This window comes from Anaerobacillus sp. ABA4_114, assembly GCF_056159065.1.
In genome coordinates this window covers 3,007,967-3,021,560 of sequence record NZ_JBSWUM010000001.1, presented here as the reverse complement: position 1 = coordinate 3,021,560, position 13,594 = coordinate 3,007,967, and the positions used below count along the sequence as shown (strand labels likewise).

Genomic DNA, 13,594 nt, shown 5'->3' with positions numbered 1-13,594 from the left:
TGAAAGTATCTTTTGATGCTTTCACTTTTCTCGTACAACGATCATTCATTGTTTTGAGGTGAACAGTATGAAACAATTTCTACTCATTATCGGGTCGAGAATGCTTCAATTGATGATTATGGTGTTGGTTCTCTCTTTTATAACCTTTCTATTAATGAAGATTACGCCTGGTGATCCGATCAGGACGATGTTGAACGTGGACGACATTGCTGCGACAAAAGCAGATGAGGAACGTTTGATGAAGGAATACAAGTTTGACAGGCCGATCCTTGAGCAGTATGGCGAGTGGGTCATGGGAGTTCTTCAGCTGGATCTCGGTGAATCCTTGATTTCCAAACGACCAGTTTTGGACCTGATTATGGAAAAGCTGCCTGCAACGCTTTCTTTATCGATCGGGGGTTTGGTCGTGCTCTTTCTCATCGCCGTGCCGATGGGGATGCTTGGAGCGATTTACGAAGGGCGTTGGCCGGATCATATAAGCAGGTGGACCGCTTTGACGGGGGCTTCTATTCCTAGTTTTTGGCTTGGCCTCATGTTGATTTACGTTTTCTCTGTGCAATTCAATATTCTGCCTGTTATGGGGAAGGCAACACTCGCTCATTTCATTCTTCCTTCTGTCACACTTGGGATTGCCATGGCTCCGATTTATATCAGGCTGTTACGTGAGCGTTTAATCGCTACCTTGCAAAGCCCGTACATTGAAGCCGCTAAAGCACGGGGGTTAGGGAAGAAACGAATCATTTTTTCTCATGCGTTAAGGGGGAGTTTAATTCCGCTTGTTACGATGTTCGGGTTAAGCATCGGAAGTCTACTTGGCGGTGTCACCGTTATCGAGATCCTCTTCTCATGGCCCGGGATGGGGGAGTTGATCGTTAACGCAGTGATGCAGCGGGATTATCCTGTGATCCAGGGCTATATTCTGATCATTGGCTTTCTTGTTGTTCTATCCAATTTGGTGGTGGATTTCATGTACATGATCATCAACCCTCAACTAACGAAAGGAAAGGAGTCAGTGTGATGAAAACAGCAGCTATCCGAACGTCATGGTCTCTTGGAAACATCAATTTAATCCTTGGTATTGGACTCGCCGTCATCATCACATGTGTGACGCTGATCGGTGGGTCGCTTGTCCCTCATGATCCTTTTCTAGTCGATATGGGGAATAGACTGCAATCATCTTCTTCGACCCATTGGCTTGGTACGGATCAGCTTGGCCGGGATATCCTTGCTCGAATTGTCTATGGTGCGAAGCTGACCATCGGACTAGGTACCGTTGCGATCGTCGTAGCCATTCTGATTGGCGTACCAGTTGGTCTCATCTCCGGGTACATAGGTGGAAAAGTGGATGCTATTCTTATGAGAATCGTAGATGGAATTTTATCATTTCCTGATTTCATCCTGGCGATTGCGATTGCGGGTATCCTTGGACCAAATCTGACGAATCTCCTGATTGCAATCGTACTCGTCAGATGGATTGTGTATGCGCGTGTTGTCCGTGGACTTGTTCTCTCGGAAAAACAGAAGGAGTATGTTCTCGTGTCGCAAACGTCGAATTCGAGTGCGTTGAAGACGATCCGCATGCACATTCTACCTCAGGTTATCCCCGATATCATTGTTATGGCAGCCATTGATGTTGGAAAAGTAATCCTTCTCGTTTCTGCTTTTTCCTATATCGGTTTAGGCGCACAGCCGCCGATTCCAGAATGGGGAGCAATGCTCAATGACGGCAGAAGTTACTTTCAGGTGAAGCCATCGTTAATGGTGTATCCTGGGATTGCGATCATGTTAACAGTGCTTTGTTTTAACCTTTTAGGAGATGGTCTGAAGGATCATTTTGATATTCGTAAAGGGAGGGGCCGAACGTGAGGAACAGTTTCATAACGGTTCACAACTTAACCATTGAAAGAAGCGGCGAACCCTTACTGAAAGGCATCAATATGGAAATTGAGGAGGGGGAAGTAGCTGCTTTGATCGGGGAAAGTGGAAGCGGGAAAAGTTTGACCGCGAGAGCGATCCTCGGAATTCTACCAGAAGAGATGAAAGTGGACGGAGAGATTTTGTATAAGGGACGAGACTTGTTGAAGCTGAGTGCGAAAGAGCATCACCAACTCCTTGGTAAAGAGATCGGACTAATATTTCAGGACTACCGAGGAAGCTTTACCCCATATATCAAAATCGGAAAGCAAATGATCGAAACCATTCGAACGCATCAGCGCATCTCCAAAAAGGCAGCGAAAGAAGCAGCTCTTCTTGTTCTGGAGGAAACCGGTTTGGATGCTGAGCGGGTCTTTACTAGCTATCCCTTTCAATTGAGCGGTGGACAAGTGCAGCGTGCAGCCATCTCGATGACACTCGCTCTTAGGCCGAACCTTCTCATTTGTGATGAAGTGACGACTGCATTAGATCTGATGAATGGTGAAAAGGTGCTGAAGTATATTGATAAAGCACGCAGAGAAACGGACTGTGCCGTCCTGATGATCACTCATGATCTTGCACAAGCGTATAAGTGGTCTGACCGAATTCACGTGATGTACGAGGGAGTGATTGTGGAAGAGCAACCATCAGAGCAGATTCGTTTCCATCCTCAACACCCGTACACAAAAAAGCTATGTTCCTCGTTATTGTCACTACCAGAGGAACGACAAGTATCGACCGCTGAAGGAGTCTATTCCGTATGAGTATTCTCGTAGTTGACAATCTATCAAAACAGTATTCAAAGAATCTGCAGGCTTTGAAGCAGCTTTCTTTTTCGCTAAAAGAAGGCGAGTCTCTTGGGATCGTCGGTGAGAGTGGAAGCGGAAAAAGTACATTAGCCAAAATTTTAGTTGGTCTTGAAGCGTATCAGGAGGGTGAGGTTACCTTTCAAGGAAGTCCGATCGCTCCTAAGAAGCGTGCCTCTAAGCGAGACTACCGCAAGAATGTCCAGATGATTTTCCAGGACGCCGCTAGTGCCTTAAACCCCAAGCTTCCAATCTGGAAAAGCCTCCTAGAACCGCTGAAGAATTACAAAGAATTCACACCTTCTTTCATCGAAGTCGAGGGTCTTTCAGATAAAGACATAGCAGGGAAACTACTAGGACTGGTTGGTCTCGAAAGTAGCTTAGCCGATCGGTACCCAGGCGAACTGAGCGGAGGTCAAAAGCAAAGGGTGAGTATCGCAAGGGCGATCAGCCTCCAGCCTTCCCTCCTCATTTGCGATGAACCAACTGCGAGTCTCGATGTTACGGTTCAAGTTCAGATTCTTACTCTGTTAAAAGAATTACAGCAGCAATTAAACATCACGATCCTCTTTATCTCGCATGATATTCGAGCGGTGACCTATCTGTGTGAAAGAATCATCGTTCTAAAGGAAGGATCCAAGGTTGACCAGTTTGAGCTAGGGGATCTTTATGAACCAGAAAGAAATCCTTATACAAAGGCTTTGCTAGACGCCGCATCGTTGGAGTGACGGTGCAGGACGGGAAGAATTGTGAAAGAAGGAACATGCTATGAATCTATTATCACCATCGGTAGAAATAAAAAAAGCCTGCAGTCATAAGGAATATCTCCTATTAGCCATTCCGCTCGTCATTTCTGGGATCTCGACGCCGCTACTCGGTGCGGTGGACACGGCAGTTGTCGGACGGATGCCGGATCCGGTTTCCATTGGGGGCGTAGCGATCGGGGCAGTTATCTTTAATACGATGTACTGGCTACTAGGATTCTTGAGGGTTAGCACGAGCGGCTTTACATCACAGGCAGAAGGACTTAAGGATCAAAGAGAGATGCTGTTAACCTTTTTCAGACCGATGATCATTGCCATTCTGTTCGGTTTCCTTTTTCTCGTGCTGCAGGCGCCAATCCTGCATCTCTCCTTAACGATCATGGGAGGAAGTGAAGCCGTTTCAGACATTGCTGCATCTTACTTTTCCATTAGGATCTGGGGGGCACCTTTCATTCTCGCAAGCTATGTAATCATCGGCTGGCTGATCGGAATGGGTAAAGTCCGGCTCGCACTCGCGACCCAAGTGCTGATGAATGTTCTAAATATCATTCTGGACATTGTCTTTGTACTCGGATTTGGAATGGGCGTAGTCGGAGTAGCTACCGCAACACTGATTTCTGAAATAACCGCCGTCATGTTTGGTGCGATTGTCATCTATCGCTCGATCAAACCTGGACTTAAGGAAATGCGGTTGAGGATGCTGTCTGAGCTTGAACCGCTTCAAAAGATGTTCAAGGTGAACAGAGACTTGTTTCTCCGTACAGTATGCCTCCTGACGATGACGATCATCTTCACCTCAAAAGGAGCGAGTTTAGGCGAAGTAATCCTCGCGGGCAATGCCATCCTTTTGCAAATCCATTATATGATGGCTTATTTGTTTGGAGGTTTTGCTAATGCATCAAGCATCCTCGTCGGAAGGTCGATTGGAAGTAGAAATCGACTGCTTTACACGCGTGCCTATCACTTATCAGCACAATGGGGAATGGGATCTGCTGTTTTTCTCTCCCTCTTGATGGTGCTATGGGGCCAGGAAATCGTGAACCTCTTTACAACGATAGGGGAAGTGCAGACGGCAGCAAATGACCAGCTTATGTGGATCGTCATTTTCCCCATTCTCGGCTTTTGGGGTCTACAGCTTGAAGGGCTATTCTCAGGCGCAACCCAAGCGGCACCAGTTCGAGACTCGATTCTACTCGCCTTGCTACTGTTCCTGCCGACAATCTGGCTGACGGTGCCAATCCTAGGGAATACGGGGATCTGGTTAAGCTTCGTTCTGTTCAGTTTCGGGAGGTCATTATTCTTGTCGATGTATATCCCAAAGGTAGGGAGAATGAGTTTTGGAGATAAAGTAGGAGAACCCTTAGCTCGGAAGCTATCGTCTTAACAAGAATCGCGGGCACGGTTCTCATGATGCAGGGTAAAGATAATTAGTTAAAAGGAGCATTCATTTTTTAGGTAATGAATGCTCCTTTTGTTTGTGAAAAGGAATTAACTATGCCATCAAGATTTGCTTTCCATACTCTAAGTGCTTCACCATCTCTTCAACGGCTTCTTTATTTTGTCCACTCATGATATAGTTAAAAATTCGTAAGTGGTCTTCATAGGAAACCAGCATGCGATTCTCTTGTTTTCGGAACACGTTACTTGCGATCAATAGTAGTTTGTCCTGTATCTGATCCATAATTTGAATGAATTCTTTGTTATCGACAATTTTGATTAATTCGTTATGGAATTCAAAATCGAGGGAGAGGAATGCAAGAAATGAAGCGTTATTATAAATCTCGTTATCGATTAATGCTTTTTGCTGTTTTAGAATTTCTTCAATTCGTTTTTCTTCATCGTCCTGAATCGATTGCTGCGATAGTTTATTGACGACATGAGATTCAATGGCAATACGTAATTCATATATATCAAATGCTCTGTTTATTGATATTTCCTGTACAACTACTCCTTGTTTAGGCGCTTGTCTAATAAACCCCTCAATCTCCAACCGGTCCAATGCTGAACGAATTGGAGTGCGGCTCATTTCCAACCTTTCCACCAAGGAACGTTCGGATAAGAAGTCACCGGGTTTTATTTCCCCTGTTATAATCAGCCTTCGTACTTCCTGATAGGCTCTTTCCTTTAATGTTAATTGGCTCAAGTCAATCTCTCCTTTTAAAACTGCGCTTATAGATTTTATGACTGCTATTACGTTAAGATATCTTCATCTTAACACTTAACTACCTCTTTTATAGAAGTATTCTCATGTTTTGGTTTAATCCTGAACATGTTTCTAGAAACGGTATCAACGACTAATAAAGCCCTCCTAATGTAAGATGTGCTGGCAAGCGTCATCTGCTCGTATTGTGTGAAAATTATAAAATTACCTATTGCCAAAAGTGGCATGCCAGTTGTATACTAACGTTATGATAACCCTTACATTTTTGAATGTCTACAATAAGTGGTGTTCTTTTTTTTAGAATTTAGGGTTCCATCGTTAAATTTTACTAGGTAATGGAGGGGTACGAATGATGAAAGTTGGATTAGGTGCTGACCATAATGGTTTTGAATTCAAGGAAGAAATTAAGAAATATCTTGAAAACACCCTTGAAGTTGAGGTGGTAGATTTTGGTTGTCATAGTTGTGATGCAGTCGATTATCCAGCAGTCGCATTTGAAGTTGGGAGTGCGATCAACAATGGCGAAGTAGACCGTGGCATTATTATTTGCGGTACGGGTCTTGGTGTCGCAATCGCTGCGAATAAAATACCAGGTATTCGCGCAGCAACTTGTCATGACGTGTATTCAGCAGAACGAGCACAGCTGAGTAACAATGCTCAAATTCTAACGATGGGTTCTCAAGTTATTGGTCCAGAAGCTGGGAAGAAAATTGTCCGTGCTTATTTGGATGTTCAATTTAAGTCGAGTCATAAGGTTCAGCAAATTATTGATAAAGAAAATGAAATTCACAACGCGAAGCTATAAGGTAATGGATCTTTTAAGTTTCATGAGTGCTAATGCCAGGTTGTTAGGGGGAAAGTAGCTTGAAGAAAATTATCAATAATAATGAAAACCTCATACAGGAAATGCTTGAAGGATTTATGAATGCGCACGGTGAGATGTACAAGAAGCTAGAAACGACAAACGGCATCGTCTTGAAGGAAAAGAAGGAGAAGGTTGGCATTCTAATTGGCGGGGGAAGTGGACATGAACCACTTTTTCTAGGCTTTGTTGGAGAAGGTCTTGCTGATGGGGCTGCAGTGGGGAATGTGTTTGCAGCTCCGCCTCCATACAATGTGCTAGAAGTGACGAAAGCAATTGATTCCGGTAAGGGTGTTTTACATGTATACGGAAATTATGCAGGTGACATTTTGAACTTTGATATGGCTAGTGAATTAGCTGAAATGGAAGGAATCACATGCAAATCCGTTTTGGTTCGTGATGATGTCGCATCTGCTCCGTTAGAACGGTATGAAGATCGTCGCGGGATTGCGGGAGATGTGTTCGTCATCAAGGTTGCTGGAGCCGCAGCAGATCAGGGCTTGTCTCTTGATGAGGTAGCGAGGGTGACGCAAAAGGCTGCCGACAACACCCGTTCAATCGGTGTTGCGTTAAGTCCAGGGATGATCCCAGGCCTTGAAAAACCAACGTTTCATTTGGCTGATGATGAGATCGAATTCGGTATGGGAATTCATGGTGAGCCTGGAATTGAACGAACCAAAATGATGAAAGCGGATGAGTTAACAGACCGTATGCTAGAATCTTTATTGAACGATTTCCATTATCAAGAAGGCGACGAAGTTTGTGTGTTAGTTAATGGGCTGGGGGCTACTACCCAATTAGAACTGATGATTGTGAACCGTCGAGTGAATGAAGTGTTACAACAAAAGGGAATTAAGATTCATCATAATGATGTGAACAGCTATTGTACCTCACAGGAAATGGGAGGAGTATCGATTTCTCTCTTACTCTTAGATGATGAATTGAAAGAGTATTATGATCAGCCTGCGTATTCCCCTTACTATATGAAGAAATAAGTTCAAATTGACTATGAAAGGGGAGCAACAATGGAAAATTATTTAACCGTAAACGAGACGGTCGACATGCTTAAATACATTGGACAGCAAATTATTGATAGCAAACCATTTTTAACTGAGATCGATAGTGCGATTGGTGACGGCGATCATGGAATTGGGATGGAGATTGGCTTCAAAGCGGCAATCAATGAATTAAATAATCAGGAATTTCAAACGGTGAATCAAGTCTTTACAGAAACTGGTAAAGCGATGATTATGACGATGGGCGGCGCTTCTGGCGTTATATTTGGGACAATGTTCCTAAGCGGTTTTAATAAGTACCAAGATGTTACAGAATTAACGATTGAGACACTTGCGGATGCGTTTGAGACCTCGTTAGAAGCCATTAAAAAGCGAGGGAAAGCACAGCTTGGAGATAAAACAATGGTTGATGGTCTGACTCCGGCAGTAGAGAGATTACGAGATAGTGCAAATGCAAATCACACACTTTTAAAAGGTCTCGCGAATGCGGCTGAAGGCGCGAAAGAAGGAGTCGAAGCTACGAAAGGCTACCTTGGTAGACTTGGGAGAGCTAAATCACTTGGTGAACGAGCGATTGGGCATCAAGACGCTGGCGCTACTTCAGTTTGGATCATTTTTAACGCAATGCACGATTGGATTCAGGAGTATGCAGTAGTATGAAGAAGTTCTACATCGGCACAAACTGGAAAATGACCAAAACCTTAGAAGAAGGACTGTCATACACGAGGGAATTGAAAAAGGTCAGCGAGCAGCTGGATCATTCGAAGCTAGAATTGTTTATTATTCCTTCTCATACCTCACTCATCCCGATTAAGAGTGAAATTGAAGATTCACCAATCAAAATCGGTGCACAAAATATGCACTGGGAGGAACGAGGAGCTTATACAGGTGAGGTTTCACCATTGATGCTCGAAGAGATCGGCATGGATATCATTGAGCTCGGTCATTCTGAACGAAGAGCGTATTTCAATGAAACGGATGAAGCGATTAATAAGAAAGTCCATGCTGCGCTAAATGCAAATATGAAACCGCTTATCTGTATTGGCGAAAAGCTAGACGAGAAAGAAAATAACATTTCAGTAGAAACATTGTCTAAACAAATCAAGCTGACTCTAAAAGGTCTAAACAAAGAACAACTATCACACGTGCTCTTAGCATATGAACCAGTTTGGGCAATAGGGGAAAATGGCATCCCTGCAGATTCCGATTATGTCTCCTACATCCACGGTGAAATCCGTAAGATCTTAGTGGATTTGTTTGAGGAAACAGGCAGCCAGGTACCGATTTTATATGGGGGCAGTGTGAATCTAGACAATTACCTTTCCTATTTTGAAGACAAAAATGTAAACGGTTTATTTATTGGACGAGCAGCATGGGACATGACTTCATTTGAGAAGATTCTTAAAACGTGTGATTCACTTTTGTGAGCGTCTTTCACAGTTAACCAGTGTTGTTCGTAAGCACTAAAGTTTTAATTTTCGGTCTTTTGAACGTATTCTAACTAATTTACAGGGGGTAGACAGATGATTAAATCTTTTAAATTAATGTTTTTAATAGTTTTCAGTTTAATGGTATTGGCTGCATGCGGAGGAGGAGCAAACGAGGCCTCTTCTGATGAAGGTGAATCAGGATCCGGCAGTTCTGATGCTACCACGATAAATATGGGAACAACTCAAACGGAAGACTCTGTATTTGCAGCTGCATTAAATAAATTCAAAGAGGAAGTTGAAGCCAATACAGACAATGTAGAAGTACATCTGCACTTTAACAGTGAGATGGGTGGAGAACGAGAGATGGTTGAGGCAGTAAACATCGGCACGCTAGAAGGTGTTTGGACTTCGACTGGTGTCATCGCTAACTTTGTTCCTGAAGTATCGGTAGTCGACTTACCATTTATTTTCGAAGATAAAGAGCATGCTCGAAGTGTGATGAATGGACTTGTTGGTGAAGAATTAGCTGATAAGTTAAGTGATCAAAACTTTAAACTTCTTACATGGGGAGAAAATGGTTTCCGTCATATTACGAACAGTCAGCATCCGATTGAAACACCTGAGGATTTAGAAGGGCTAAAGATCAGAACGATGGAAGTGAAATCTCACCAGGAAGCGTTTAATAAACTTGGAGCAGATGCGACGCCAATGGCATGGGGAGAGGTGTTCACATCTCTTCAACAGGGTGTGATTGATGGACAGGAAAACCCTACTTCTATCATTTACTCTTCAAAACTTAATGAAGTACAAGATTATGTATCTCTTACTGGGCACGTTTATTCTCCAACAGCCATGATGATCAATCAAGGTATTTGGAATGGACTGTCTGAAGAAGACCAGCAGATTCTTCTTGATGCAGCGAAAGCAGCACAAGAAGAGAATTATACGGTTGGTGATGAAAACGAAGAGAAATATATCGAGGAACTTAAAGAAGCTGGAATGAAGTTTAACGAAGTAGATAAGGCACCATTTAAGGAAGCTGTTCAACCAGTAGTGGACAAACACAAGAAAGATGTAGAAGACTTATACAACCAGATTGTTGAAAGTAACTAATGATCTTGGCTATCAATGAAAGGGTAGAGCTTCTCTACCCTTTAGTAAGAAGGTGATGTATGCTATCTTTCGTTAAAGTAATGGACCAGATTAATAAAGTCATCTTAATTATAATCGGATTATTGACAGGGGTCATGGCTGCTGTCATTATCGCTCAGGTTTTTTCGAGGTTTGTCTTGAGTACCTCATTATCATGGTCTGAAGAGTTAGCTAGATATTTATCGATCTATGCGGTATTTCTAGGTGCAGCAGTTGCATTACGACATCAAGGGTTGATTTCTGTTGAAGTGATCCATGAATTTATCCCAGGGGCATTAACAAAGTGGCTGAAAATAATCGTGAATCTCATCTGTATTGTTTTCTCTGTCATGTTAATTTTTGTAGGGATGGAGATGATCGATAAAGTTCAAATCCAGAATTCACCTGCCATGCAAATCCCGATGTCCATTCCATATGCATCCATTCCAATAGGCGCATTGTTAATGGCACTTAACGCAGGTGTCGTAGTAATCGAATTGTTCAAAGGGGTGAATCGAAATGGCTAGTTTGTTATTTGGTTCTCTCCTAGTATTTTTTCTGCTCGGCGTTCCGATTGCGATTGCCTTAGGGTTAGCTTCGGCTGCAGCTGTTTGGTGGACTGGGGATATTCCACTATTAATATTGGTTCAGAGAGCGTTTACTTCAATTGACTCCTTTCCGTTAATGGCTGTACCATTCTTTGTTCTAGCCGGTAAATTAATGGAAGTCGGAGGCATTTCTGAGAGATTAATAAGGTTTGCTAATACCTTAACGGGGCATTTTAAAGGCGGTCTTGGGATGGTCGCTGTTGTTACAGCCATGTTTTTCTCGGCAATCTCAGGTTCGAGTGCAGCAACAACAGCTGCAATTGGTGGAATTTTGATTCCAGCGATGATCAAAAAGGGCTACGATCGTAACTTTGCTGGATCCATTTCTGCGGTTTCAGGCGAACTAGGTGTCATTATTCCACCGAGTGTTCCTTTAATCGTTTTTGGTGTTGCGACTGGAACATCAATTGGCGATTTATTTATAGCCGGTATATTACCGGGTGTCTTAATAGCCGTCAGTTTACTAATACTGGTTTACTTTATTGCCGTACGCAGAGGCTATCCTAGTGACGACAAAGCAACATTTAAAGAAAGATGGGACGGATTCAAGAGTGCTGGGCTAGCCCTATTGATGCCTGTGATTATACTTGGCGGAATCTATGGCGGCATCTTTACTCCAACGGAAGCTGCTGCGGTGGCTGTTGTTTATGCTTTTATTATCGGTGTTTTTGTTTATCGGAAAATTACGCCTAAAGTGCTGATGAAGGCATTAAGTGAAGCGGCCATAACAACATCAATCGTGATGAGCATCATTGCGTTTGCAGGTTTGTTTGGGTTGATTCTTAGTCGAGAAGGAATTCCAGCGCAAGTCACCGATTTCTTCGTAGAACTCAGTAGTAATCCAATCGTATTCCTTCTATTAATTAACCTGTTGTTGATTATCGTTGGAATGTTTATGGAAACGAGCGCTTCTATTATTATCTTAGCTCCAATCCTAACACCAGTTGCAATTAGCATGGGAATTGATCCTGTCCATTTTGGAATTATCATGGTTGTGAACCTTGCACTAGGTATGTGTACACCGCCAGTAGGGGTTAACTTATTTATCGCAGCTCAAATTGCAAATGTTAAGTTAGAAAAGCTCGCGAAAGCATTAATTTGGTTCTTTGTGGTTCTGATTGTTGACTTGTTATTGATCAGCTTTATTCCTCAGCTAACCATGCTTTTTCTATAAGTCGTGACATTACGAACCTGTGAATAGAAGAGGAGAGTTTCATGAAAATCGGATTAAGTACTTATGCTTTTTTCTGGCAATGGTCAGAGTTAGCTGATAAGAAGGTGTCGTTAAAAGACATGCTGAAAGAAACAAAGAAGTATGGTGGAGATGTCTTTCAAATCTGTGATTATCCACCGATCGAAGAAATGAACGATGAAGAGTTAGCTGACATTGCTTCCTATGCAAGGTCGCTCGGGCTCGAGCTCGAGCTTGGGACGCGAGGCATTCATCCGGCTATATTGAAAAAGTACCTTGCCCTTGCCAAAAAATTAAATGTTACATTGCTGCGATCAATGTATTTCAGTAAGGATTTCACACCTGCTAATCTTGATCAAGCTGTTCAGTGGATTGAAGAAGTGTTAGAAGACTTTCAAACAGCAGGGGTGACGCTTGGGCTTGAAACGTATGAACAAATCAAAACAGATCAATTGGTTGATTTGATTAAACGAATTGATAGTTCATACATAGGTATTTGCTTAGATCCAGCTAATACTGTAGCTGCATTAGAACTTCCTAAAGACGTCATTGATAAAACGGCTTCATACGTAGTGAATCTTCATGTTAAGGATTTTGCCTTCAAACGTAACGAGGGATGGGTTGGGTTTTATTATAGCGGCGCTCCATTAGGAGAAGGTTTATTAGATTTCGATTATATGTATCGTAGTGTTCTTCGTAAGAGTAAGAAAGAATTTAATACGATTATTGAACTATGGGTTAATTTCGACGAAACAATTGAGAAGACGATCCAGACCGAAAAAGAGTGGATAAAAATGAGCATGGACTACTTGAGGAGGAATATATAGTGAGCTTAACAGTTTCAGTAATTGGTGCAGGCGGAAAGATGGGTACAAGAGTCACAAATAACCTTGCAAAACATAAAGAATACAACTTGTTGTTCTGTGAAAAATCCGAAACTGGAATTCAGTCGATTCAAGAACGGGGTTTTGAGGTTGCGGATACAGAAGAAGCAGTGAAGCAAAGTGACGTCGTTATTCTTGCAGTTCCTGATGTATTATTAGGAAGAATCTCTCGAGATGTTGTTCCGAATATGAAAAGCGGCGCAGTTCTTTTAACACTAGACCCTGCTGCTGCGTACGCGAATGAATTAGAATTGAAAAACGAGATAACTTATGTAGTTGCACACCCATGCCACCCTTCTGTATTTGTAGAAAAATTCACTCGGGAAGAGCATGAAGATGCATTTGGTGGCGTTGCAGCAAAACAAGATATCGTGGCTGCATTATTCCATGGAGAAGAAGAGAAGTACAGCATCGGTGAGCAGGTTGCAATTGATATGTATGCGCCTGTTGAAACTTGTCATCGTATTACAGTTGAACAAATGGCGATACTTGAGCCGACAGCAGCAGAAGTTGTAGCATGTACGACAGCTGTTATCTTAAAAGAAACGCTAGATGAAGTAGTAAAAATGGGTATTCCAGAGCCCGCCGCAAGATCATTTCTTCTAGGCCATATCCAAATTGGCTTAGCGGTAGCCTTCCGTGGAACAAATCCATTTTCAGATGCATGTCAAATTGCGATTGATTATGGAAAGGAAAAGATTTTCAGATCGGATTGGAAAGATGTATTTGAGAAGGAAGAATTAGATAATGTGTTAAAGAAGATGCTCCAAACACAACAGGCATAATTGCCACAAGCCATTTCGAGCAATGTACAGCTTCGTTTTCT

At 42.6% G+C, this 13,594-nt stretch carries 15 protein-coding genes; 14 read left to right on the top strand and 1 reads right to left on the bottom strand.

Annotated elements, in window-relative coordinates; translation table 11 throughout:
• Positions 1-67 precede the first annotated feature (67 nt).
• Genes nikB through ACXAEY_RS15595 form a run of 5 tightly spaced genes read left to right on the top strand, consistent with a single transcriptional unit; the run spans position 68 to position 4,868 of the window.
• Complete coding sequence (nikB, locus tag ACXAEY_RS15615) at positions 68-1,018, top strand: nickel ABC transporter permease (RefSeq protein ID WP_474813172.1); 951 nt, start codon at positions 68-70, stop codon at positions 1,016-1,018.
• Complete coding sequence (gene nikC, locus ACXAEY_RS15610; RefSeq protein WP_474813171.1) at positions 1,018-1,866, top strand: nickel transporter permease; 849 nt, start codon at positions 1,018-1,020, stop codon at positions 1,864-1,866. Before nikB ends, nikC begins: the two co-directional genes overlap by 1 nt.
• Positions 1,863-2,678 (top strand): ABC transporter ATP-binding protein, encoded by an 816-nt coding sequence (locus tag ACXAEY_RS15605; protein WP_474813169.1) that lies wholly within the window; start codon positions 1,863-1,865, stop codon positions 2,676-2,678. Before nikC ends, ACXAEY_RS15605 begins: the two co-directional genes overlap by 4 nt.
• Complete coding sequence (locus ACXAEY_RS15600; RefSeq protein WP_474813167.1) at positions 2,675-3,448, top strand: ABC transporter ATP-binding protein; 774 nt, start codon at positions 2,675-2,677, stop codon at positions 3,446-3,448. The genes ACXAEY_RS15605 and ACXAEY_RS15600 overlap by 4 nt, the downstream gene beginning before the upstream one ends.
• Before the next feature lie 40 nt (positions 3,449-3,488).
• Positions 3,489-4,868 (top strand): MATE family efflux transporter, encoded by a 1,380-nt coding sequence (locus ACXAEY_RS15595; protein ID WP_474813165.1) that lies wholly within the window; start codon positions 3,489-3,491, stop codon positions 4,866-4,868.
• A 108-nt stretch (positions 4,869-4,976) separates the two neighbouring features.
• On the opposite strand, the gene ACXAEY_RS15590 is transcribed toward ACXAEY_RS15595, so the two are convergent.
• Complete coding sequence (locus ACXAEY_RS15590) at positions 4,977-5,627, bottom strand: GntR family transcriptional regulator (RefSeq protein WP_474813163.1); 651 nt, start codon at positions 5,625-5,627, stop codon at positions 4,977-4,979.
• 370 nt (positions 5,628-5,997) lie between these two features.
• On the opposite strand from ACXAEY_RS15590, the gene rpiB reads away from it, so the two are divergent.
• From rpiB to ACXAEY_RS15545, 9 genes are all read left to right on the top strand, one after another.
• Complete coding sequence (rpiB, locus tag ACXAEY_RS15585; protein WP_474814852.1) at positions 5,998-6,450, top strand: ribose 5-phosphate isomerase B; 453 nt, start codon at positions 5,998-6,000, stop codon at positions 6,448-6,450.
• Between the two features lie 59 nt (positions 6,451-6,509).
• On the top strand, positions 6,510-7,502 hold the full coding sequence (locus ACXAEY_RS15580) for a dihydroxyacetone kinase subunit DhaK (RefSeq protein WP_474813161.1): 993 nt from the start codon (positions 6,510-6,512) through the stop codon (positions 7,500-7,502).
• A gap of 30 nt (positions 7,503-7,532) precedes the next feature.
• Positions 7,533-8,183, top strand: coding sequence for a dihydroxyacetone kinase subunit DhaL (gene dhaL, locus ACXAEY_RS15575; RefSeq protein WP_474813160.1), 651 nt, complete (start codon positions 7,533-7,535; stop codon positions 8,181-8,183).
• The gene (locus ACXAEY_RS15570) at positions 8,180-8,950 is read left to right on the top strand and encodes a triose-phosphate isomerase (protein ID WP_474813158.1); all 771 of its coding nucleotides are present in this window, start codon (positions 8,180-8,182) and stop codon (positions 8,948-8,950) included. Before dhaL ends, ACXAEY_RS15570 begins: the two co-directional genes overlap by 4 nt.
• Positions 8,951-9,046: 96 nt before the next feature.
• Positions 9,047-10,066, top strand: a complete 1,020-nt coding sequence (locus tag ACXAEY_RS15565) for a TRAP transporter substrate-binding protein (RefSeq protein WP_474813156.1) — start codon at positions 9,047-9,049, stop codon at positions 10,064-10,066.
• 59 nt (positions 10,067-10,125) lie between these two features.
• Positions 10,126-10,611, top strand: a complete 486-nt coding sequence (locus ACXAEY_RS15560) for a TRAP transporter small permease (RefSeq protein ID WP_474813154.1) — start codon at positions 10,126-10,128, stop codon at positions 10,609-10,611.
• Positions 10,604-11,866, top strand: a complete 1,263-nt coding sequence (locus ACXAEY_RS15555; RefSeq protein WP_474813152.1) for a TRAP transporter large permease — start codon at positions 10,604-10,606, stop codon at positions 11,864-11,866. The genes ACXAEY_RS15560 and ACXAEY_RS15555 overlap by 8 nt, the downstream gene beginning before the upstream one ends.
• Before the next feature lie 41 nt (positions 11,867-11,907).
• On the top strand, positions 11,908-12,711 hold the full coding sequence (locus tag ACXAEY_RS15550; RefSeq protein ID WP_474813150.1) for a sugar phosphate isomerase/epimerase family protein: 804 nt from the start codon (positions 11,908-11,910) through the stop codon (positions 12,709-12,711).
• Positions 12,711-13,553, top strand: coding sequence for a phosphogluconate dehydrogenase C-terminal domain-containing protein (locus ACXAEY_RS15545; RefSeq protein WP_474813149.1), 843 nt, complete (start codon positions 12,711-12,713; stop codon positions 13,551-13,553). The genes ACXAEY_RS15550 and ACXAEY_RS15545 overlap by 1 nt, the downstream gene beginning before the upstream one ends.
• The last annotated feature ends 41 nt before the right edge of the window (positions 13,554-13,594 follow it).

Excerpts from the sequence above, each read along its gene's own strand:
- nikB (WP_474813172.1), top strand. The coding sequence starts at position 68 with ATGAAACAATTTCTACTCATTATCGGGTCGAGAATGCTTCAATTGATG.
- nikC (WP_474813171.1), top strand. The coding sequence starts at position 1,018 with ATGAAAACAGCAGCTATCCGAACGTCATGGTCTCTTGGAAACATCAAT.
- ACXAEY_RS15600 (WP_474813167.1), top strand. The coding sequence starts at position 2,675 with ATGAGTATTCTCGTAGTTGACAATCTATCAAAACAGTATTCAAAGAAT.
- ACXAEY_RS15595 (WP_474813165.1), top strand. The coding sequence starts at position 3,489 with ATGAATCTATTATCACCATCGGTAGAAATAAAAAAAGCCTGCAGTCAT.
- rpiB (WP_474814852.1), top strand. The coding sequence starts at position 5,998 with ATGAAAGTTGGATTAGGTGCTGACCATAATGGTTTTGAATTCAAGGAA.
- dhaL (WP_474813160.1), top strand. The coding sequence starts at position 7,533 with ATGGAAAATTATTTAACCGTAAACGAGACGGTCGACATGCTTAAATAC.
- ACXAEY_RS15570 (WP_474813158.1), top strand. The coding sequence starts at position 8,180 with ATGAAGAAGTTCTACATCGGCACAAACTGGAAAATGACCAAAACCTTA.
- ACXAEY_RS15565 (WP_474813156.1), top strand. The coding sequence starts at position 9,047 with ATGATTAAATCTTTTAAATTAATGTTTTTAATAGTTTTCAGTTTAATG.
- ACXAEY_RS15560 (WP_474813154.1), top strand. The coding sequence starts at position 10,126 with ATGCTATCTTTCGTTAAAGTAATGGACCAGATTAATAAAGTCATCTTA.
- ACXAEY_RS15555 (WP_474813152.1), top strand. The coding sequence starts at position 10,604 with ATGGCTAGTTTGTTATTTGGTTCTCTCCTAGTATTTTTTCTGCTCGGC.
- ACXAEY_RS15550 (WP_474813150.1), top strand. The coding sequence starts at position 11,908 with ATGAAAATCGGATTAAGTACTTATGCTTTTTTCTGGCAATGGTCAGAG.